Here is a 21951-nt window from a genome sequence, read left to right as displayed (position 1 = left end):
GCATCCGTGAAGCAGCGAGCAAACCGCTCCGTCAGACCGATCGCCCGGTCCGCCGCCCCCAGCAGCAGGGCGCCCGCGTCCGACGTCATCGTCCCGCCCGCGAAATCCGCTACGATCCGACGCCCGGAAACCTCTCCAAAAGCCAATTGGCCTGCGCTACACTCTGTCTGCATCGGGTCTCTGGCCTCGCTCGCGGATTTTCCTTTTCCAACAAGAACTTTCGCCGTTTTCAGAGCCCCATGCACCTACTCGTGTGAGATATCCGGGCTAGGCCTGTTAGAGCCGGAACCGGGATCAGTATCGGGAAGCTTCATCGTTCCTTTTCTCTTCAGAAACAAAAGACGCCTGTTAAGGCAGCTTGGTGGTGGCCGGTCGCCAGAAGCGCCGTCGGCCACCCTGTTCGGTCAGCGCGCCTTCATCCTCCCGGTTCAGGAGCAGCAGCAACTCCGCGAGTTGCAGGCGGTGATCCAGTTCGCGATACACATCGCGCCGGTCCACGCCGCAAATCCCCATCAGATGCAGCCACCCTTCGAGAAAATCAGCGCTGGCGTCCACAAGTTCCTTACGGTTCCCAGCGACATAGCTGACCGTGCAGCCCAGCGCGCCGTCGCGAATGGCACGCATGTCCTCCCGCTTCGGCGATGCGCACCGCGCCAGCCGCCGCTTTCCCCGCGCGTTTTCCTTCTTCCCGCCGGTTGACGCGAGCGGGGCCGGCACATCGAGCGGATGGTCCGGCGGCCCGGCGCGATCAGCCTTCTTCATGAAAGAACTGTCCCTCCGCCGGGCGCGGCGGTCAATCCGCCGGAACGTAAAGTTTTCCTCCCTGCTCCGCGAAGCTCTCGCTCATCCGCGCCAGCCCGTCCTGCCGCTCCGCCTCGGCGCGGATATCGTGGCTGATCTTCATGGAGCAGAATTTCGGCCCGCACATGGAGCAGAAATGCGCCGTCTTGTGCGCCTCCTTCGGCAGGGTGGCGTCATGGAAGCGCCGCGCCGTGTCCGGATCGAGCCCGAGATTGAACTGATCTTCCCAGCGGAACTCGAACCGCGCGCGCGAGATCGCATCGTCGCGGATCTGTGCCGCCGGATGCCCCTTGGCGAGATCGGCCGCATGCGCCGCGATGCGATAGGTGATCACCCCCGTCTTGACGTCCGAGCGATCCGGCAGGCCGAGATGCTCCTTCGGCGTGACGTAGCAGAGCATGGCGCAGCCGTACCAGCCGATCATCGCCGCTCCGATGCCCGAGGTGATGTGATCGTATCCCGGCGCGATATCGGTCGTCAGCGGGCCGAGCGTGTAGAACGGCGCCTCGCCGCATTCGCGAAGCTGCTTCTCCATGTTGACCTTGATCTTGTGCATCGGCACATGGCCGGGCCCCTCGATCATCACCTGACAGCCCTTCGCCCAGGCGATTTTCGTCAGTTCGCCCAACGTCTCCAGCTCGGCGAACTGCGCCGCGTCGTTGGCGTCCGCGATCGAGCCGGGCCGCAGCCCGTCCCCCAGCGAGAAGGAGATGTCATAGGCCCGCATGATGTCGCAGATCTCCTCGAAATGCTCGTAGAGGAAGCTCTCGCGATGATGGGCCAGACACCACGCCGCCATGATCGACCCACCGCGCGAGACGATGCCCGTGGTGCGATGCGCCGTCAGCGGCACATGCCGCAGACGCACCCCGGCGTGAATCGTGAAATAATCCACCCCCTGCTCGGCCTGCTCGATCAGCGTGTCCCGATACACCTCCCAGGACAGCTTCTCCGCCACGCCGCCGACCTTCTCCAGCGCCTGATAGAGCGGCACGGTCCCGATCGGCACGGGCGCGTTGCGCAGGATCCAGTCGCGGATATTGTGGATGTTGCGCCCCGTGGAAAGATCCATCACCGTATCGGCGCCCCAGCGGATCGCCCACACCATCTTCTCCACCTCGTCCGCCGCCGAGGAGGTCACGGCGGAATTGCCGATATTCGCGTTGATCTTCACCAGGAAGTTCCGGCCGATGATCATCGGCTCCAGCTCCGGATGGTTGATGTTGGCGGGAATGATCGCCCGCCCCGCCGCGATTTCGGCGCGCACGAAGTCGGGCGTGATGAAGGCCGGGATATTCGCGCCGAAATCCTCGCCATCCGCCCGCCGCGCCTCGGCGCCCTCGATCATCGCCGCCCGGCCGAGATTCTCGCGATGCGCGACATAGATCATTTCATCCGTGATGATCCCCGCGCGGGCGAATTCGTACTGCGTCACCAATTGACCCGTCGCGCCGCGCAGCACCCGATGCGCCGCCGGACAGGGCGAGACGAGATATTCCCCACTGGCGAAGCCGTTATCCTCGGGCTTCACCCCCCGCGTCGACTCGACCCGCGCAAAACCGCGCCGCGCCAGCCAGTCCCCGCGCACGGAGGGAAGCCCCGTCTCCACGTCGATCGCCGCGGCGGGATCGGTATAGGGGCCGGAGGTGTCATAGACCCGGACGGGCGGCTCGCCCGCGCTGGGATGCAGCGCGATCTCCCGAAACGGCACCCGCATGTCCCCGCGCCCCTCGGGCGAGGACCAGATTTTCGCCGATCCCTCGATCGGCCCGGTCGTCACCGAGCCTGGAACGGGACCGAAATTGGAAACATCAAGAGTCTGGTCGTCCATATCGCACGTCTCCGCGTAGCGGATACGGATCGTCCAGGCGTGTGGAAAAGGGTATGACGGGTGGGATGGAGTCCTCGGGACTCCCGCCACCTCGTGTCCAGACCAATCCCTCCGCCGGTACGAACCGGATCAGGTTCCCCGGACCGCACGACGCGCCCCGGCAGGGTCGCTGCGCGCACGGGAATCGCCTCCCCGCGCCATCAGCCTCTCAGCCCCTTGCCGGGGCCCCCCTTGGTGACGCCGAGTGTCGATGACTTTCGCGCGAAAAGTCAACTGCATGACGCCTCTTCTCACGCAAACGAGAAGTGACGCGCCTATCCCGCGAAGCGGCGGCGACTCCGATAGACCGGCGCCAGCTTGCCGATCTCCTTGTCATGCCTGACCTGCCCGGCCGGCGTGATGACGAACCGCCCGTCCGCCCGCATCCGCGCGAAGCCCATGCGCTGCAACCGCTCCAGACAGGGCTGGTCGCGCAATCCCTGCACGCGCCCGACATCCTCGCACAGCAGAAGCCGGTGCAAGGCCGAGCGGCAGCAGGTTTCGAGATAGGGTTCGTCCCACATGCCGTATCGCTTATCCGATTCCGCGCCGGGCAGAAACACCCGATTTCCTCCCACACCCAGGCGCGCTAAGACGTTCCCCCTTGCCCCGGGGGCCCTTGCCCGAGAGGACCGAACCGTCATGTCGCTGCTGGACACATTGCCCGTCTCCCTTCTGCGCCGGCTCGACCCCGAGACCGCGCACGAGACCGCCATCCATGCTTTGGCGCTCGGCCTGACTCCCTTCGCGCCCCACGACGTTCCGCAGCTCGCGACTCGCGCGCTGGGGCTGCGCTTCCCCAACCCGATCGGGCTTGCCGCCGGTTTTGACAAGGACGCCCGCGCCATACGTCCCCTCGCCCGGCTGGGATTCGGCTTCGTCGAGGCCGGCACCGTCACCCCCCGTCCCCAGCAGGGCAATCCCCGCCCGCGCCTGTTCCGGCTCACGGAAGATCGCGCCATCATCAACCGCATGGGCTTCAACGGCTGCGGGATCGACCGTTTCTGCCGACGCCTCGCCCGCCTTCATCGCCCGCGCCCGAATGGCGGCCCGCACGGCGTCGGCAGGACGCCGATCGGCGCCAATCTCGGCATCAACAAGACGGGCGCCGATCCCCTGCGCGACTATCCGGAACTCGTCGCCCGCGTCAGCCCCTATGTCGACTACATCACCATCAACCTCTCCTCGCCCAACACGCCGGGCCTGCGCGACCTGCAAAGCGCCGCGTTTCTCGCCGCGATGCTGGATGCCGTGGCCGCGCGCAATCCGCACCGGCCGCCCCTGCTCATAAAGCTCGCCCCGGACCTCCCGCCGGACGTGCTCGGCTCCGTCATCGAGGCTGCCATCGCTCACAAGGCGGACGGGTTGATCCTCGGCAACACCACTATTTCCCGCCCCGCCGGACTGCGAGATCTTCATGCAACCGAAAGCGGCGGCCTCTCGGGGCGGCCTCTCCGCCCTCTTGCGATCGACATGCTCCGCCGCGCCGCGGACCTCGCCCAAGGACGGCTGATCCTCGTCGCCTGCGGCGGAATCGAGACGGGGCGCGATATTCTCGACAGGCTTCTGGCCGGAGCCGATCTGGTGCAGGTCTATTCCGCCTTCATTTTCGAGGGCCCCGCGCTACTTCCCCGACTGAAACGCGAACTGCTCGACGCCATGCGGAAACAGGGCTTCGAGACGGTGGAGGATGCGCGCACCGCAGGAAAGCGCGCCTGACCCCGCTTGTTTTTCTCGACGCAACCGGCGCGGACACGCTAGGGTTTTCGCCCCGACAACGGTGCGTCACCATGCAGTCAGGCCGAACACCGCCCTCGTCCATGAATCCGTCTTCCGCTGACCGGTCTCCCACTGGCCGGTCAACCACCGGCGCGTCTTCCACCGGCGACAATCTCCTGCGCCTGCCGCCGCGCACGCCCGGCCCCGGACAACGTCTGACCCGGACGGCCGCTGCCCGCTATCTCGGCGTCTCTCCGCTCCGTCTGGGCGCGTTGAACTGGCTCGGCGCCGGACCGGAAGAACAGGGCGGTTTCTACCGGCTCGAAACGCTGGACCGATATATCGCCGAACTCTATCGCAAGGCAGATCTTTCCGACACTGAAATGACCCGCCGCACCCATGCGCGGGCTGCCCAGCGCCTCGCCGCCCTGACCGGAGACACCGCCGCTCCCGCCACGCCGGACCTGTTCGTCCTCCTTGCCACACGCAGCGAACTGGTCGAGAACGGGATGTTCTTCCTGTTCAAACTGATGGCACTCTTCGGCCTGGTCCTGATGGCCGTGTCGATCAGCCCGTTGATCCATACGCATTTCTGAGCCGATCCGGGTCCGGCCTGTCTCAAGCATTCCGTGGCGTTGCCTGCGCCGAACGCGGGAAGTGCGTTGAGATTTGCTCTCGTCCGATGGCTCTTCTAAGGAGTCTTCATGAAGCTCGGATACACCATCATATATGTCGCGGACGTGCCCGCCACCGTCCGCTTTTACGAAGAGGCTTTTGGACTCGAACGTCGCTTCATCCATGAGAGCAATCTCTACGCCGAAATGCAGACGGGAGAAACGGTGCTCGCCTTTGCCGGTGAGTCGATGGCGGAAATGAACGGGCTTGCCATACGTCCCAACCGCAAATCCGAGTTGGCCGCAGGATACGAAATTGCGCTGGTGACAGACGATCCGCGTGCTGCCTACGACACGGCGCTCGCCGCCGGGGCTGCGGCCATTACGGCGCCCGCGGAGAAGCCGTGGGGCCAGATCGTCGGCTATGTGCGAGATATCAATGGTTGCCTCGTCGAAATCTGTTCGCCCGTTGCAGACTGACATGGCGACGCAAGAGCGCATGCCGGTCAAGTCCTCGCGGTAGCGCGATGCGGTACGCGGCGTTTCTTGGGCTGTCCGGCGTGTTGCTGACAGGATGTGTGACCGCACCGCCGGAACATCCCGGGAATATTTGCTCCGTATTCAAGGAAAAGCGTTCCTGGTACCACGCGGCGATGAAGGCACAGCGGAAATGGGCTGTTCCGGTTTCGGTGCCGATGGCGATCATGTATCAAGAATCGGGATTTCACGCGGCGCTTCATACGAAACGCACCTATTTCCTGTGGATCGTTCCCACGGGATACGTCACCTCGGCCTATGGCTATCCGCAGGCGAAGAATGCGACCTGGCGGGATTTCGAACGGCGAACCGACCAGAGCGCGAGCCGCGACGATTTCCACGACGCGCTGGATTTCATGAGCTGGTATATCGTGCAGTCCCGCCATCAATTCGGCATTCCGGTAACGGATGCCCGGCGGCAATATCTGGCCTATCATGAAGGATGGGGCGGATATCGCGCACGATCCTACACCCAAAAAACCCGGTTGCTTCGAATAGCCGACCAGGTTTCGGTGCGGGCGCAGCTTTATGCGCAACAATTGGCGGCCTGCCGGGAGGATTTGCAGGACCATGGCTTCTGGAGCTGGCTGTTTTAGGGTCGCTGCCGGGCTGCAGATCGTCGGCTCAGTAATTTTTTCAATCGTTCCTTGAACCGAGACCAATTTGATTGGTCGTCGGGCATCGAGGCCAACATGACATTCAAGTCATATGTGTTTGTTGGATGTGAGGGTGTCCAGGACATATGACGCCGAACACGCCGCGCAGGATTCCCGCCCCATAATTCTCGTGACGGAATCAGACCGCGCACAATTGCTCCAGCCGAAATAATCGAACCCACTTCGATTCGAGTGCCCTTGAGAATTTGCGAGGATTCACCGATCCAAACATGGGGGCCAATATCAACGTCTTGCGGAAAATTACGCTGCTTCATCGTCTTCAGATCAATGATAGCATGGTGGTCAAAGGTCCAAATCTTTACATCATTTGCTATCAGACAGTTTTCTCGTATCCTGAGTGTCGTGTTTGAATAGATGGAGGCAAACAAACCAAATATGGAGAATGATTTCTCTATATATAAATTAGATCGATCATATAAAAACACATTTATATTAACATCATTTTCTCTGTAAATACGGACACTTGAATCATTTCCCATAAACGAGATAGATCCGACCGGCAATTCATTTCCATGTATTTGAATGGAGTTGTTGTCGCCACAAAAATATATTGTTAATAATTCATTTCTATCTTTTTTTGTTAATTTTTGGTCTATACATATTTTATTTTCCGTTTTCTCGGCAGTGTTGCATCTTATGCCAAGCTTGATGAGCTCGTCGTGATCTTTGTGCGCTGAATACACCCGTATGGGGTCAGTCATTCGAGACTCCCAAAGAGACAGAGAGATACGACACTCAATTTAACGCAATGCTTTATCAGAAAATTATTGATGTCAGCCAAATCGGCTCCCTGTCACGAAACCATTTTTTGCCAAAGCCTGGGTCGATAGACAGTCAAGCGATCCAGATCATGGCTCCGATATCTGACACGCCAAGGCCCCCAGCGTCCACGATCGCAGGCAGGCAGAGGCTCTCACCGACAACGAGCGAGCGCCTTAAAACCGGCAGAAATCCAGGGTTTTTCCAAGCGGGATTCTGGAGCGGGTGAAGGGAATCGAACCCTCGTATGCAGCTTGGGAAGCTGCCGTTCTACCATTGAACTACACCCGCACCGCGAGTGCGGCCTTCTTTACATAAACCCGCCCGTCCGCGCAATCCCGCCGCACGCATTTCGCCGTCCCGCAGCGCGCCGCGTGAAAATCATGCGTTCCGCCTCTGGCGGGTAGAGTGCAGAACCCTGCGTGCCCGACCCGACCCCATACGCGCGACGCCGGGACGGTTGACGTCCCGGGCCTTCCAGCGTCATAAAGCCGATGTCGACGCGCCGGGTGGCGCGCGACCCTCGTGATTTGATTGGCCGGCTTGCGGCGAGGCTAAAGAACAGCGCTAAAGAGGCCCGGGCTCCGCCGCATCCGCGTCGCAGGGCCAGGACTTCCACGGCCAGAATGACGCGACGCGCCCCGCGCGCCCGCATTTTGGAGTGACGACTTTCATGATCGAAGAGTCTCCCGGCCTGAACACCCGGCTTCTGCACGCGGATATTGACCGCACCCCCTATGGCGAGACCAGCGAGGCCATCTTCCTGACCTCCGGCTTCGTCTATGACAGCGCCGAACAGGCCGCCGCCACCTTCCTCGGCGAAGCACAACACTACCAGTATTCCCGCTTCGGCAACCCGACCACTGACGCCCTCCAGCGCCGCCTCGCCATGCTCGAGGGCGCGGAAGCCTGCATCGTGACCGCGACCGGCATGGGCGCGGTCTCCTCCGCCCTGCTCAGCCATGTGAAGGCCGGGGACCGCGTCGTCGCCTCCCGCGCGCTGTTCGGCTCCTGCCACTGGATCGTGGCCAACCTGCTGCCCCGCTACGGCGTGGAGACGATCTTCGTCGACGGCGGCGATTTCGACGGCTGGACCGAGGCGCTGTCGAAGCCCGCCGCCGCCGTGCTGCTGGAGAGCCCCTCCAACCCGATGCTCGACGTGCTCGACATCGCCCGCATCGCCGATCTCGCCCATAAGGCGGGCGCGCTGCTGATGGTGGACAACGTCTTCGCCTCGCCCCTCGGCCAGAAGCCGCTCGCATTCGGCGCGGATGTCATCCTCTATTCCTGCACCAAGCATATCGACGGCCAGGGCCGCGTGCTGGGCGGCGCCGTGCTGGGCCGCAAGCAATGGATCGAGGAAACCCTCCAGCCCTTCACGCGCAACACCGGCAACGCCCTCTCGCCCTTCAATGCATGGGTTCTGCTCAAGGGGCTCGAAACCCTGCCGCTCCGCGTCGCCGCCATGGCGCGCAACGCCGCCGCCGTCGCCGATTTCCTCGCCGACGCGCCGGGCATCCTGCGCCTGCGCTATCCGGGCCGCGCCGACCACCCGCAGGCGGACCTCGCCGCCCGCCAGATGAGCGATGGCGGCTCGCTCGTGGCCTTCGAGGTCGATCGCGGAAAGGAGGGGGCGTTCCGCTTTCTCGACGCCCTGAAGCTGATCGCCATCTCCAACAATCTCGGCGACGCCCGTTCGCTCGCCACCCACCCGGCGACAACCACCCATATGCGCGTGGGAGCGGAGGAGCGCGCGCGGCTGGGCATCACGGATGGAGTAATCCGCCTTTCCGTGGGGCTGGAAGACACCGCCGATCTGATCGCCGATCTCAGGCGCGGTCTCGCCGCCCTGTAATGGACAATTTGTAACGGGCCTGTTGCACAACGACAGGGCGGATGGCAGAACAGGGCGTCATGGCCCGCAGACCTCCTCCGCCCCGTCTTGTCGCAGATCCGGACTCAGCTTTCGCCGAGGCCATGGAGGCCGCGTCACGTTTCGAAGCGCGCACGCAGGACGTCGTCGTCTGCGTCCGCACCTTCTGGCTGGACGACCATTCCCAGCCCGAAGAGCATCGCTACGCCTGGGCCTACCATATCCGCATCGCCAATGAGGGGCAGGAAACCGTCCAGCTCCTCAGCCGCTCCTGGGAGATCATCGACGCGCGCGGCCATGTGGAACATGTCCATGGCGACGGCGTCGTCGGCGAACAGCCCGTCATCGGCGCGGGCGAGAGCTTCGAATACACCTCCGGCGCGTCGCTGGAGACCCCGAGCGGCTTCATGCGGGGCGTCTATCACATGATCGCCCCCCTTTCCCTTCGCCGCTTCGACGTCCGGATTCCGGCCTTCAGCCTCGACAGCCCCCATCAGACGGGCCTGCTGCTCCACTGAGGTGCCCGGCGTCTTTCACGCTTCATCACGCGGACGTGGGTTCGCGGACATATAACGGGATGTTAATCCAATATCCGGCGGCAGCGAGCCGACAGCGATCGGCCCACCGTCCCGTGGCGCATGAAAGACCCTGGAGATTTTCTTTATATGAATGACGCGAATCCTCCCGGCGCGATCGAGCCGCCACGCCTCGTCGGGCGCATGCTGCTTGCCGCCATCCTCGCCGCCGTCGCGGGACTCATGTTCGGCCTCGATATCGGTGTCATCTCCGGCGCATTGAGCTTCATCCAGAAGGCATTCCGGATCAGTGACGCGACGCTTGGCTTCATCGTCGCGTCGATGACGCTCGGCGCGGCTGCGGGGGCGCTCGTCGCGGGCCGCACCTCCGCCGTGCTGGGCCGCCGCGCCTCGCTCATCATCAGCGGATTCGCCTTCGTCGCCGGCGCGCTCTGCTGCGCCTTCGCCCAGAGCGTGCCGGAAATGGTCGCGGGCCGCATCGTGCTGGGCGTCGCCATCGGCATCGCCAGCTTCGTCGCGCCGCTCTATATTTCCGAGATCGCCGATGAATCGCGGCGCGGGCGCATGATCTCCCTCTACCAGCTCATGATCACCTCAGGCATCCTGCTCGCCTTCCTCTCCGACGCCGTGCTGGCCTATTACGGCGCATGGCGCTGGATGCTCGGCATCGTGGCGGTCCCGGGCGTGGTCTTCGTCATCGGCGCGTTCTTCCTGCCCGCCAGCCCGCGCTGGCTCGTCCTGCGCGGGCGGATGGAGGAGGCGGTCAACACGCTGACCCATCTGCGCGGCTCGCGCGAACACGCCCTGAGCGAGGCTGACTCCATCCGCGCCTCGGTAACGGAAAAGCAGCGCGGGGTCAGCCTCCTGCGCGAGAACCCGAATTTCCGCCGCTCCGTCTTGCTCGGCATCGCCCTGCAACTCATCCAGCAGCTCACCGGCATCAACATCGTGATGTATTACGCCCCACGCATCTTCGAGGTCGCCGGATTCGGGCAGTCGGGACAACTCTGGGGCACGGCGACCATCGGACTCGTGAACGTGCTGGCGACCTTCATCGCCATCGGTTTCGCCGATAGCTGGGGCCGCCGCTCCATGCTGCTCACCGGCTTCGTCATCATGGCCGCCGGAATGGGCGCGCTCGCCTGGCTGCTCTCCCTCGGCCACACGAACAGCGACCTCGTGCATTACCTCGCCGTCGCCGTGCTGCTCTGCTTCGTCATGGGCTTCGCCTTCTCCGCCGGACCGATGATCTGGATTCTCTGCGCGGAAATCCAGCCGCTCGAAGGTCGCGATTTCGGCATCGCCTGCTCGACCTTCACCAACTGGGCGGCCAATTACCTCGTCGGCCAGACCTTTCTCATCCTGCTCGACGGGCTGGGCGCGCCGCGCACCTTCTGGCTCTACGCCGCCTTCAACGCCCTCTTCCTCCTCTTCACCCTCGCCTTCGTCCCCGAGACGCGCGGCGTGGCGCTGGAGGTGATCGAACGCAACCTCTACGCAGGCAAGCGCCTGCGCGACATCGGACGCTGAACCGGGACACCGGGACCGGGCACTTCAAATCGGGACATACCTCCTTGACGCCCGGCCGGTGAACCCGCATTGCATGGCCACCATGCGTATCGCCGCCATCCTTCTCGCCGCAGGGTCGGGCCGCCGCTTCGCCGAGGCGGCGCCGGGCCACGCCATCAGCAAGCAATTCCTCATGCTCGGGGGCAAGCCCGTCATCCGCCACGCGGCGGAGGCGCTGCAACCCCATGTGGACGTCATCCTCCCGGTCGGCGATGACTTCGCCCTGGCCGAAGCCCTGGAGGGACTCGAAAAGGTTCTCCCGCCGGTCGGCGGCGGAAGCGAGCGCCAGCACAGCGTCCGCGCGGGGCTGGAGGCGCTCGACGCATTGCCCGGGCCGCCGCCCGATTTCGTGCTCGTGCATGACGGCGCGCGTCCCTACGTCCCCGCCCGCATCACCGCCGCCGTGCTCGCCGCGCTGGAAGAGCACCCCGGCGCAATTCCCGCCGTGCGCGTGGCGGATACGCTCAAGCGCGTGCGGAACGGCGTGGTCGAGACCACCGTGCCGCGCGACTCGCTCTGGCGCGCCCAGACGCCGCAGGGCTTCCGCTTCACCCTCCTGCGCGATCTGCATCGCACCCATACCGATCACGCGACCGACGACGCCGCCCTGCTGGAAGCCGCGGGCCTGAGCATCGCCGTGGTGCCGGGCGACGACGACAACATCAAGCTGACCCTGCCGGAGGATCTCGTGCGACTCGAACGTCTTCTGGGCGCGATGCCCCTGCCCCGCACCGGCCTCGGCTATGACGTCCACGCCTTCGAGGCCGGGCGTCCGCTGATTCTCTGCGGCATCACGGTTCCGCACGATCGCGGCCTCGCGGGCCATTCCGACGCCGATGTGGGCATCCACACCCTCTGCGACGCGATCTACGGCGCGCTGGCCGAGGGCGATATCGGCGCGCATTTCCCGCCTTCCGACAATGAGTGGAAGGACATGGACTCCGCCCGCTTCCTGATTCACGCCGGGGAGCGCATCCGCGCGCGCGGCGGCATGCTGGTGAACGCGGATGTGACGCTGATCTGCGAGCGGCCGAAAATCCGCCCCCACGTGGAAGCGATGCGCGCCCGTCTCGCGGAGCTGCTTCAGGTCGGGATCGAGCGCATCTCGGTGAAAGCCACGACCTCCGAGCGCCTGGGCTTCACCGGCCGCGAGGAAGGGATCGCGGCAGCGGCGACGGCCACCGTCCTGCTGCCCTGAACCCTGCTGCACTCAACCTGCTGCACTCAAACGGAAAAGGCGGCCGCAAGGCCGCTCCGCACCCTTCGATTTGAAGGGAATCCTTACCCCTTCAGCGCGCAGAGAACCACGATCACCGGCGTCATGGCGAGCAGGACCCAGGCCCCCTGCGCGCATGTGGCGAAGATCCGCGCCGAACGCGCCCCGAACGTCGCGCGCCGCAGCTTGAGCGCATCTTCCGGAAATTGCGACGCCGTCACACCCATATCCACGGAATAACCACTCATATTCTGTTCTCCCGTTTGCTTTCTACCTGAAGCCGAAGAGCGGTATCCCGCTTTTTCTTCCACAGGTCCAGTCACGACCAGTAACCAAACCTCTCATCCGGTCGCGCTTCACAACAGGGTCCTGTTTCGACGAGGATCATGGCAAAATCATGCCCCGGCCGTTCCAATTTGTCGCGAGAGCATCAAAAACCGCATCGCATCATCGACATCCGCCGCCCGCGACGCCAACTGGCGCTTTATTTCCGTATCCTCGCCCCAGCGCCTCATCTGACAGCGTTCTTCCAGAAAGGCCGCGTCCAGCGCGCGGTCCCGGTCGACCCAGCCCTCCACCAGCCCCAAAGCCAGAATCAGACTTCCCAGCGCCGGCGTAAGCACGCCCAGCGCCGCGAGACCGGCGTCATCCTGCGCCTCCAGCGCTGCCGTCAGAGCCTTCCGTTCCTCCGGCTCCGCCTCCTGCGGGATCAGCGCCAGCGTCACACGCGGTTGCACGCCGTGACGCCGCGCAAATGCCTCCAGCACGGGATCGAAGAGCGCGGCCTGCTCCGCCTGCAACGCCTCTTCACGATAGAGCAGGAGATCGGACACGCCGAAATTCACCAGCATGGTGATGATGGCGGCGCGGCCCGGCGCGATCCGCTCGATCATCGTCCCGGCAATGCGCGTCAACGGCAAAGCGCCGGGATCGAAGGGGGCACCGGGCGCAATCGCCTCCCACTCCGCCGCGATCGCCTCCGCCAGCGCCGCACTCGCCACGACCAGCGGCGACCCTCCGGGCAGACGCACTCCCCGCCCGTCCAGCGTGACGGCGAATCCCGCCGCCACCGGCTTCACCGCGACCGTCTGCCAGAAGCGGCGCAACGCCCCGCTCAATGCAGGATGCCCAGGGAGCGCAACAGGTTCACCGCCTTGGAACGATGCGGCGCCGGCGCGGCGGGGCCGGCCATTCCCTCCCGCGCCGCGGTGAGAGACGCGCAGGGATCAGGCATCGGGCCGCCGATCGTGATCTGGTAGCGCCCGTCCACCCCGGCTTCCTGCGCGACATGCGGTGAGTCCAGCGTCCCCGTCACCGCGATCGGGGTCGAGGCACCCGTGCCGCCGATCCCGACATGCGGCAGCAGATGCAGCGCGAGCGTCTGACCGGCCAGCTCCACCGTGCCATGACCCGTCGCGCCGAGCATCCCGGCTTCCAGCCCGATCGTGTCCAGCACCGCCTGCCCGCCGGCAAGCCGCATGTGCACGCCGAGACACCGCATCCCGATCTCGCCGCTCCCCAGCGCCAGCCCGGCCTCCTGCCCGACGAACGCGCCCAGCCGCGCGCCGTTCACCTTGCCGTCGACCATCGACAGGCCCAGATGCCCGGTCAGCGACCCCAGCAGCGCCGCGCGGTCGATGCCTTCGCCATGCACCTCGCCCACCAGTTCCACCGGCCCCTGCAACAACGGCGGAAGACCCGCCCAGTGTTGCAGCACTTCCGCCGGAAGCGTCACCGGAGCCAGACGCGCCGTCAGCGCCACGCCCGGATCGGCGGCCACGAACGTCACAGCTCCCGCCAGTGCTCCGGCCGCGCCCTGGGCGGAGAGCGGATCAAGCTCCAGCCGCCCCTTCGCCAGCACGGCCTGAACCTTCAGATCGTGATACACCTGCCCGCCGAAACGCACCTCGCCGACACTGGCCGTCCCATGACCCGTGCCGCTGCCCAGAGCCGGACGAACGCCCTGATCGACCGGCCCGGCATACGCCGCCTGAACCACGACATGCCGCAAATCCATCCCCGCGACCGTCAGGACACCGAGACGGGCCTGCCCATCGAACGCAACCGCATCCGCGCCGACCGACCCCGTCGCATTCAGCGTATCCCCGGCCCCGGCCGAACCCGGCAGGCCGTGCGCCTCCACCGCGACCGGCAGGGCCGTCCCGAAATCGGAACGCCACGTGTCCTGCGCCTGCTCCAGCGTGCCGAGATGAAGCTGAACCCCGATCGACCGGCCCGCCGCATCCAGCCGCCCCGACAGTTCCAGCGGCGCGGACAGCGTCTCGGCCCCGAGCGCCACGTCATGCAGCACCACGCCATCCGGCAGCACCGCCGACCCCATGGTCAGATGCAGATGATTCACCCCGCCGCCCGGTTCGCGGGTACGCCAGCCCTCCGCCGTGGGCGTGACGTTGAAGAGGCTGATCTCGCCGGAAACTCCATCCACTTCCGGCAAACCGGCATGAGGGAAAACGCCTTCCAGATCGCGCAAATGCGCCACCGATCCGCGCAACGTGCCGGAAATTCCGGACAAACCCGCGACATCGAGCATCTGCCCGTCGAACGTGAACCGGTCGGAATGCACCGCATCCGTCCCGAGCGTCCCGGCCAGACTCACGGCCCAGGGAATGCGCGCGGCACTCCCCTCGCCGAATACAGCCGCCAGCGGCCCCACATGCCCGCTCAGGGTGAAGGGTGTCTTCCCGTGCCGCGCCGTCAGGTCGAAGGAGGGCGTGTGCCCGTCGAGCCCGTCCAGCGCGAGCCGATCCAGCTGGGCCTCGCCACCCTGCGCGCGCGACTCATCATGAAAGGACAGCTTCATGTCCGCGAGCACCGCGCTCGCCACGCTCACCCGCCACCGCCCCGTCATCGGCGTCAGCGGCGAACGCTCGCCCGCGCCTGCATTTGTATCCTGAACCGAAGCGGCGGCCTGAGGCGCGATCCGCCAGTTCGCCGCCCCATCCGCGGAGCGGTACGGCGTCACCGCGCCATGGGCGACCACCAGATGCTCAACCCGGACCTCGCGATGCAGAAGCGGCAGCAACGCCACGCTGCCGCGCACGTCCCGCGCCGTCAGCAAGGCCGGGGCAGCCTCCCCCTGCGGGCCGGAGAGCGACACGTCCCGCGCCACGAAGCCCGGCCAGGGGAAGAACGCCACGGAGAGCGACCCGATCCGCAGATCGTCGCCGGTCTGCTGCTTCGCCGCCAGGATCACGTCCTCGCGCAGCGCCGAACGATCCACCAGAACATGCCCGGCCACACCGAATCCCGCCAGCAGCACCAGCAGGGCAATGAGCAGAAACAGCAGCCGCCTCAACGTCCCGTCCTCCCGCCGCCGACGGTTCTCCTGACCGCCTTGACGGCGGCTGCCGCGGGCTTCGGCCCGTGAATGCGCTGCGGCGCGGGCGTCTCGCCGGGCGAAAAACCCAGATCGCGGAACGTCTCGCGCATATGGGGCGGCAGCCCCGCCGCGACGATCAGCCGTCCGCCATCCGGATGCGGCAGATCGAGCGCGCGCGCATGAAGATGCAGCCGGTCCGCGAACCCCTCCGGATGAGCCGCCTTGCCGCCATAGCGCGGATCGCCGAGAATCGGGGTGCCGATCGTCTCGCAATGCACGCGAAGCTGATGCGTGCGCCCGGTCAGCGGCGACAGGGCGAGCCACGCCATCTTCCGCCCCGCCGCATCGACGGTCACGTACTCCGTCCGCGCGCTGGCGGCGTCCTCATCGTCGCGGGACGCCGCGATCACCAGCGCGCCGTTGCCCGCGCCCAGACGCGCCAGAGGCTGGTCGATCACGCCCTCGCCCGGCATCGGCCGCCCGACGACCACAGCCCAATAGGTCTTCTTCACATCCCGCCCTCGGAATGCGGCCGCCAGCTTCGCCGCGACCCCCGGCGTGCGCGCCACCAGCAACAGACCGGACGTATCCCGGTCGATGCGATGCACGAGGCGCGGACGATCCGCACGCCCGTCGCGCAGGCCGTCCAGCATCATGTCCACATGCTTCGTGATGCCCGGCCCGCCCTGCGTCGGCAGGCCGGAGGGCTTGTCGAGCACAATGATCTTTTCGTCGCGATAGATCACCATCCGCTCGATTTCCTTCGCCAGCAGCGGATCGAGCGGCGCGGGCGCCTCGGACGCGGCCGGAACGGAGGGTTGCGGCAAGGGCGGAACACGAATGGTCTGGCCGGGCGCGAGGCGGCTCGCCCCGGCCACACGGCCGCCATCGACACGAACCTGCCCGGTGCGGCAGAGCTTCTGCAACGCCCCCTGGGTCAGATCGGGGAAATGACGTCGAAACCAGCGGTCGAGGCGCAGATCGGCTTCGTCCTCGCTGACGATATGGGTCTGGACACTCATGGGCGACGGCTTGCCCTCATCGCGGCCTGCCTGTCCAGCACTTTCCTGATCTCCGCCTCCCGTCCACGCGGCGTCGGCGCGTACAGCGTCACACGCTCCATCTCGTCGGGGAAGTAATCCTGGCCGGAGAACGCCTCCTCCGTGTCATGATCGTATTCATAGCCCCGCCCATAGCCGAGATCCTTCATCAGCCGCGTCGGCGCATTGCGGATGTGATGGGGCGGCCCGAGGCTGCCGGTCTCCTTCGCCAGACGCCGCGCCGCCTTGTAGGCCTTATAGACCGCATTGGATTTCGGCGCGGTCGCCAGAGCCACCACCAGCTCGGCAAGAGCCAGTTCGCCCTCCGGACTCCCGAGCCGCTCATAGGTTTCCCACGCGGCGATGGCGAGCGGCAGAACCGACGGATCGGCCATGCCCACATCCTCCGCCGCGAAGCGCGTCAGACGCCGCGCGATATAGCGCGGGTCCTCGCCGCCTTCGAGCATCCGCGCGAACCAGTAGAGCCCCGCATCCGGGTCCGATCCGCGCAGGGATTTATGCAGCGCCGAGATGAGGTTGTAATGCTCTTCCCGGTCCTTGTCATAGAGCACCGCCCGCCGCGCCAGAAGCGCCGCCAGATCGGCGGGCGCCAGAAGCTTCGTCTCGTCCAGCGCCGCGACCTGTTCGACGAGATTGAGAAGATACCGCCCGTCCCCGTCCGCCATGGCGCGCAGCGTCGCCCGCGCGGCCTCGTCCAGCGGCAGGGCGCGGCCCAGCTCGCCCTCCGCCCGCACGATCAGCGCCTCCAGCGCCGAATCGTCCAGCCGGTTGAGCACCAGCACCTGACAGCGCGAAAGCAGCGCGCCGTTCAGCGCGAAGGACGGATTCTCCGTCGTGGCGCCGACCAGCACCACCGTCCCGCGCTCGACATAGGGCAGGAAACCGTCCTGCTGCGCCCGGTTGAAGCGATGGATCTCGTCGACGAACAGCAGCGTCCCGCGCCCCGTCTCCGCCTGGAAGCGCTGGGCGTTGTCGAAGACCTTCTTGAGATCGGCCACGCCCGAGAACACGGCCGAAATCTGCTCGAACCGCAGCCCGGCCGCTCCCGCCAGAAGCCGCGCGATCGTCGTCTTGCCACATCCCGGCCCACCCCAGAGAATGAGGCTCGGCAGCGTCCTGCGCGCCAGCATCATCCGCAACGCGCCCTCCGGCCCCAGCAGATGCGCCTGCCCGACGACGTCGTCGAGCGTCTTCGGACGCAGCCGGTCCGCCAGAGGCTGCGTGGAGGGCGGACAACTCGAATGCGCGACGACGGCCGCCGCCGCGCGACGCGGGGCGGGTTCGGCGCCGAACAGATCGGCTGGCGCGTCGTCTCGCATGAAGATTTTCCTCGAATAAAGACACTCTGGCAAAGGCACTATTGAAGGAACATAGGCGTTCCACATGCGGAAAACGAGAGCGTCGCCGATCTCGGCATGCCCTCAGCTTTCATGCAGAAGCGCCTCCAGCTCCGCGAGCACGCCGCCATCGATCTGGTCGGTCATGCCGCCCATGAGCTGCAACGCCTCATCCGGCTGCAAGGCGGATTTGTAGGAACGCGCCTCGATCAGGGCGGCGAAGATGTCGCAGACCGTCGCGAGCCGGAGGCTCTCCTCGATCTCGTCCCCCGCAAGTCCGCCGGGATAGCCGCTGCCGTCCAGGAGTTCATGGTGATGCAGCGCAACGGTGAGCGCCGTCTCGTCGAAACCGCCGCTGCCGAGCAACAGATCGTGACCGATCAGCACATGGCGGCGCATGACGTCCAACGCCTCCCCATGCAACGGGCCTGGCCAGTGCAGCACCGCGTCGGGGAGAAATATCTTGCCGATATCATGCACCAGCGCCGCCGTGACGAGGGAGATCACGCGCGCCTCGCTTTCATTCCGCCTCACCGCCAGCGCCGCCATCACGCCGCCCGTCAGCACCGCATGACGACTCGACCAGTGCGGCACCGTCAGGCCAAGCTCAATGATCCGCGACAGTCTCTCATGGCGCGCGAACTCCCCGATCCGCCTCGCAAGCTCGCCGAACTGCCCGGAATCAGGCCGCCCGCCCGCCCGCGCGGCGTCTTCCGCCTCCCGGTGGATCGCCGCGAGCGCGTTCATGGTCTCCGGCGACAAGGACAGGTCCTGGTCCCTTCTCCGCTTCATCCCGCTCCCCTCCCCGATCCGACACTGTCACGACAAGCGAGTCCATTCACCGTGGCAGCGAAGGCGGCGCGGACGCCGTTATGTATATGTGGATGTTCCACGGCCCGAAAACATTTCGATCGCTTCTATTCGGCAATCCCGCGCAGCACGCCGGGCAGCAGCATGGAGAACGGATTGACATGCACGGAAGGATCGCCGAGCGCGCCTTTCACCGCGAAGGTGGCCGCGAGCATCCCTCCCCCCTTTTCCGGGACGAAAAGCTTTCCGAGACCGGGAAGTTTCCCCGGCAGGGCATTGAGGCTGAAGAGCGGGACCAGCGTCCCGCGCAGATCAATACGTTCCGTTACCGTATCTATATCGCCGGTCACGGTCGCGCCCAGCGCGTCATTGCCGAGTTGCCCGTCACGAATGGTGACGCGTCCCGCGCGATAGGTCACGGGCAGGGAGATGTCGCGGAATTCGAAATGCGCGCCATCGGCCACACCCCGATCATACGGCGCAAGATGCGTCACCCAGGTGAGCGCCGCGGGCGGATGCAGGAGCGCCACATGCGCGCCGGTCAGCCGGCCTTCGAACGTCAGGCCACCCGCGCCGTTCTGCTCGTCCCGGAGCGCGCCCTCGAGCCGCATCGCGCCGCCGCCGATCCGCTTGATCCCCGCGAGTTGATCCAGCATCGCGCCGAGATCCGCCGTCGTCGCCACCAGATGGCGCTCGCGGCCGCGCGGCGTGAGAACCACATGCGTCTCGGCGGGCGCGACGCTCTCCACCGTCGCGAAAAGCAGCCGGCCGCCCTTTTCTTCCAGATGGGCGGACACACCGCCCAACATGGCCTCCCGCGCCAGGAAGAGCCGCCGGGCCTTCAGATCGACTTTCCATTCACGCCTGCGCCACGCGCCGGCAGGCCGCTCGCGGACGGGCCGTTCCCCGGACCCGGCCGCCACACGATGGAAGAGCGGCGCGAGATCGAGCGTCTCGGCATTCACCATCACGCGCAACGGCGCGTCAGCCCCGCTGCCGAAGAGGATTCGCGCATCCCCCTTCGAGCGCCGGACGTGAAAATCTTCCAGCGCCACGCCGACGATCCCCCCCTTGTCGAGCACCGCATGCCCGTTGAGCGCCAGTTCGGGCCCCTGCGCGACGATCCCGTCCACCCCTGTGACCGTGTCATGCATCAGCGCCACATGCGCCCGCGCGGACGCTGCAAGCCCCGGCGCCTTGTCCCAGACCGGCAGGGAAACCCCAGCCGCCCCGAGATCGAGCGCGAGAGCGACATCCCCCCGCCCGTCCGCGCGGGCGACGTAATCGCTGGTCAACACCGCCTGCCCGGTGAAGAGATCGGGCGATCCCAACCCGGCCGCCTCGAAGGAGGCGGGATCGAAGGTCGAAACGGCGTGAATGCGCGTGACCTCATCCCGTCGCGTGTCATGCCGGAATTTTTCCCGCACGTTCGCCGTGGTCGCCACGCCGCCCAGCCGCCCGGTTCCGGTGACGTCCAGGCCGTTCTGGGTCGCGAAGATCGTTCCCGCCCCGTCGGCGAGATCGCGGCCCAGCAACACGTCGCCGAGATGAACGTCGTGAAACGCGCCCCTGGCCTCGATATGAATGTCCTCGTCCCGGACATGGGCCTCCAGCGGCAGATGGATGTGGAGCGTCGCCGCGACAGGACCGGAGGGCGCGCTGAACGGCAGCGGATGACGCGACAGGAGATGCAGGCGCGGCTGCGCGAGCAGGCGCAGATACGTCCCCAGATCGCCCGAGAGACGAAGGACGAAGGTGCCGTTCTGGTCACGAACGTACAGCCCGTCGATCAGCCCCGTCGCCTCCGCCAGCGTCAGGCGCGGCGCGCCCGCGGAGGCGTCGGCGGGCTGGACGCCGCTATGGATGACGAAGCGCAATGTATCGGGTTTCGCGAAATCGAGATCGGCGGCGAGGTGTTCGGCGGGCGGCATGCCCGGCAGCCAGATCGTGGTCGCGTCTTCGAGATGCAGCGCCCCCCGCATCCCCACGGGCTGGAGGCTCGGCCAGCCGTGATCGCCGTGCAGCGTCGCCGTCACCGCCAGGCCGCTGCCATGTCCGGCGACGATATTCCGCGTCACCCATTTCCGCGCCTCCGTGAGCATGGCCTGAGGCCAGATCGCCCCGAGTTGCCCGACCTCGAAAGACGAGCCCTCCACATGGGCGCTCCCGTCGATCCGGCGTGGACGCAGAAGATCGGAGAGGACGAAATCGGCGAATGTGGTGAAGCGCGTCGGCGCGTTCCCGGCCCCGGTCAACGCGATCCAGCCACCGCGCAGGGCGAGGCGCGCGTCCCGCTCGCCGGGATGGGTCGGCGCGATGCTCAACGCCGCCCCGCCGCCGTTCACCTGCAGCGGCGCACCCTCCTGGAGGATCTGCCCGGCCCCAAGCGTCGCCCGCCCCGCCAGCCATGCGATGGCAAGGCCGGTCCGATGGCGCAGCACGCCGCCGACGTACCCCTCCGTCTCCACCCCGTCCAGCGTGACCGCGAGCGGCACATGCCATCGCGCGAGTTCAGGGGCGACCGGCGAGAAGATTTGCGGTTCGAAAGCCGAGCTCGCCAGATGCCAGCGCACCCCGGACGACGCCGGCTCGGCATGCCCGTCGAGCGTCACCGTCTCTTTCCCCGGCGCGACCAGATCCGCCGCCAGATTTCCGTCCCAGAGCAGGCGGCGATGCGCCTGCCGTAGCCCGTCCAGCAGGGAAACATGCAGGGAAAACCCCTCCAGCGTCGCCGTCACCCGCGCGACATGCACCCGTGTCAGCGCCCGGAAGATGAAGAGATCCGGCACGTTCCCGTCAGCCCGCGCGCCGGGAAGGTCGAGCGTGACCGCCCCGTCCGCGCGTCGGCTGAGCGCCGCATGCATATCCTCCGCCTCCACCTCGCGCGGCGCGACACGCCCTATCAGAAGCGGAGCGATCTCCAGCACGAGGCGCGCCCGTGACAGGCTGAGCGCGGTGCTGCCGTCCCGGCGCAGCACACGCAGGTCTCGCGCCTGGAGCACCAGCCCGCCGTCACGATGGGAGGGCTTCCAGGCGATGGCCAGCGTCCCGACATCCAGCCTCCCCGCCGGCGCGCCCCGGTCAGCGCCCGCGACGATGGCGAGCGGAAGCCAGCGCCGGGCCAGAGACGTCACGTCCAGCGGCGCGCGCGCCAGACGCCAGAGCAGGAATGTGGTCGGAACCGTCACCAGCACGGCAGGCAGGAGGAGACACAGCGCAACGATTCGCGCGA

The 21951-nt window shown here is 66.2% G+C and carries 20 protein-coding genes, 1 tRNA gene and 1 riboswitch; of the genes, 8 read left to right on the top strand and 13 right to left on the bottom strand.

The genetic code is table 11. The features are described 5' to 3' along the window. The 4 genes from EDC31_RS18400 to EDC31_RS13105 all read right to left on the bottom strand — a co-directional run. Window positions 1–173 (bottom strand): transposase (locus tag EDC31_RS18400; RefSeq protein ID WP_207912128.1); only part of this gene is annotated, 173 nt, incomplete at its 3' end. Window positions 174–348: 175 nt separating this feature from the next. Further along, window positions 349–762, bottom strand: coding sequence for a hypothetical protein (locus tag EDC31_RS13115; RefSeq protein WP_052511901.1), 414 nt, complete (start codon window positions 760–762; stop codon window positions 349–351). Between the two features lie 31 nt (window positions 763–793). Further along, the gene (gene thiC, locus EDC31_RS13110; RefSeq protein WP_042058718.1) at window positions 794–2632 is read right to left on the bottom strand and encodes a phosphomethylpyrimidine synthase ThiC; all 1839 of its coding nucleotides are present in this window, start codon (window positions 2630–2632) and stop codon (window positions 794–796) included. 314 nt (window positions 2633–2946) lie between these two features. Next, window positions 2947–3195, bottom strand: coding sequence for a hypothetical protein (locus EDC31_RS13105; RefSeq protein ID WP_042058732.1), 249 nt, complete (start codon window positions 3193–3195; stop codon window positions 2947–2949). A gap of 118 nt (window positions 3196–3313) precedes the next feature. Between EDC31_RS13105 and EDC31_RS13100 the strand changes: the two genes are divergently transcribed. The 4 genes from EDC31_RS13100 (at window position 3314) to EDC31_RS13085 (ending at window position 6137) form a co-directional block, all read left to right on the top strand. Beyond that, window positions 3314–4390 (top strand): quinone-dependent dihydroorotate dehydrogenase, encoded by a 1077-nt coding sequence (locus EDC31_RS13100; RefSeq protein ID WP_042058715.1) that lies wholly within the window; start codon window positions 3314–3316, stop codon window positions 4388–4390. Between the two features lie 101 nt (window positions 4391–4491). Further along, window positions 4492–4986: a hypothetical protein gene (locus EDC31_RS13095; RefSeq protein ID WP_052511900.1), complete on the top strand. Its 495-nt coding sequence runs from the start codon at window positions 4492–4494 to the stop codon at window positions 4984–4986. A 108-nt stretch (window positions 4987–5094) separates the two neighbouring features. Further along, on the top strand, window positions 5095–5484 hold the full coding sequence (locus EDC31_RS13090) for a VOC family protein (protein ID WP_042058713.1): 390 nt from the start codon (window positions 5095–5097) through the stop codon (window positions 5482–5484). After that, a complete protein-coding gene (locus EDC31_RS13085; RefSeq protein WP_207912125.1) occupies window positions 5409–6137 on the top strand; it encodes a transglycosylase SLT domain-containing protein in 729 nt (242 codons plus the stop codon). Before EDC31_RS13090 ends, EDC31_RS13085 begins: the two co-directional genes overlap by 76 nt. Here EDC31_RS13085 and EDC31_RS13080 read toward each other — a convergent pair. Then, on the bottom strand, window positions 6134–6919 hold the full coding sequence (locus EDC31_RS13080) for an acyltransferase (RefSeq protein ID WP_132127092.1): 786 nt from the start codon (window positions 6917–6919) through the stop codon (window positions 6134–6136). The genes EDC31_RS13085 and EDC31_RS13080 overlap by 4 nt on opposite strands. 275 nt (window positions 6920–7194) lie before the next feature. Beyond that, a tRNA-Gly gene (locus EDC31_RS13075) sits at window positions 7195–7268 on the bottom strand. A 221-nt stretch (window positions 7269–7489) separates the two neighbouring features. After that, window positions 7490–7569, top strand: a riboswitch (SAM riboswitch). A gap of 81 nt (window positions 7570–7650) precedes the next feature. On the opposite strand from EDC31_RS13075, the gene metZ reads away from it, so the two are divergent. From metZ to ispF, 4 genes are all read left to right on the top strand, one after another. Beyond that, window positions 7651–8832 carry an O-succinylhomoserine sulfhydrylase gene (gene metZ / locus EDC31_RS13070; RefSeq protein WP_042058707.1) on the top strand — a complete coding sequence of 394 codons (1182 nt, stop codon included), beginning with the start codon at window positions 7651–7653 and terminating at the stop codon, window positions 8830–8832. 59 nt (window positions 8833–8891) lie between these two features. Then, on the top strand, window positions 8892–9368 hold the full coding sequence (apaG, locus tag EDC31_RS13065; RefSeq protein WP_081797583.1) for a Co2+/Mg2+ efflux protein ApaG: 477 nt from the start codon (window positions 8892–8894) through the stop codon (window positions 9366–9368). A gap of 147 nt (window positions 9369–9515) precedes the next feature. Next, complete coding sequence (locus EDC31_RS13060) at window positions 9516–10916, top strand: sugar porter family MFS transporter (RefSeq protein ID WP_042058705.1); 1401 nt, start codon at window positions 9516–9518, stop codon at window positions 10914–10916. Between the two features lie 82 nt (window positions 10917–10998). Beyond that, window positions 10999–12153, top strand: coding sequence for a 2-C-methyl-D-erythritol 2,4-cyclodiphosphate synthase (gene ispF, locus EDC31_RS13055; protein WP_042058725.1), 1155 nt, complete (start codon window positions 10999–11001; stop codon window positions 12151–12153). A gap of 83 nt (window positions 12154–12236) precedes the next feature. Here ispF and EDC31_RS13050 read toward each other — a convergent pair whose 3' ends face one another. The 7 genes from EDC31_RS13050 to EDC31_RS13020 form a co-directional block, all read right to left on the bottom strand. Beyond that, a complete protein-coding gene (locus tag EDC31_RS13050) occupies window positions 12237–12419 on the bottom strand; it encodes a hypothetical protein (protein ID WP_042058703.1) in 183 nt (60 codons plus the stop codon). Window positions 12420–12566: 147 nt separating this feature from the next. Beyond that, on the bottom strand, window positions 12567–13289 hold the full coding sequence (locus EDC31_RS13045; protein ID WP_042058701.1) for an ATP12 family protein: 723 nt from the start codon (window positions 13287–13289) through the stop codon (window positions 12567–12569). Further along, entirely contained in the window at window positions 13286–15487 is a 2202-nt protein-coding gene (locus EDC31_RS13040) for an AsmA family protein (protein WP_042058698.1), read from the bottom strand. The genes EDC31_RS13045 and EDC31_RS13040 overlap by 4 nt, the downstream gene beginning before the upstream one ends. Continuing rightward, window positions 15484–16533, bottom strand: coding sequence for an RluA family pseudouridine synthase (locus tag EDC31_RS13035; protein WP_081797582.1), 1050 nt, complete (start codon window positions 16531–16533; stop codon window positions 15484–15486). Before EDC31_RS13035 ends, EDC31_RS13040 begins: the two co-directional genes overlap by 4 nt. Then, window positions 16530–17891, bottom strand: a complete 1362-nt coding sequence (locus EDC31_RS13030; protein ID WP_081797580.1) for a replication-associated recombination protein A — start codon at window positions 17889–17891, stop codon at window positions 16530–16532. The genes EDC31_RS13035 and EDC31_RS13030 overlap by 4 nt, the downstream gene beginning before the upstream one ends. Window positions 17892–17993: 102 nt before the next feature. After that, on the bottom strand, window positions 17994–18656 hold the full coding sequence (locus EDC31_RS13025) for an HD-GYP domain-containing protein (protein WP_052511896.1): 663 nt from the start codon (window positions 18654–18656) through the stop codon (window positions 17994–17996). 170 nt (window positions 18657–18826) lie between these two features. Continuing rightward, entirely contained in the window at window positions 18827–21907 is a 3081-nt protein-coding gene (locus tag EDC31_RS13020; protein WP_132127090.1) for a YhdP family protein, read from the bottom strand. Window positions 21908–21951 lie beyond the last annotated feature (44 nt).

The sequence above is a fragment of the Acidomonas methanolica genome (assembly GCF_004346035.1).
GTDB classification, from domain to species: Bacteria; Pseudomonadota; Alphaproteobacteria; order Acetobacterales; family Acetobacteraceae; genus Acidomonas; species Acidomonas methanolica.
Note: the sequence above shows the minus strand (reverse complement) of the source record. Positions and strands in the feature narration are given on the sequence as shown.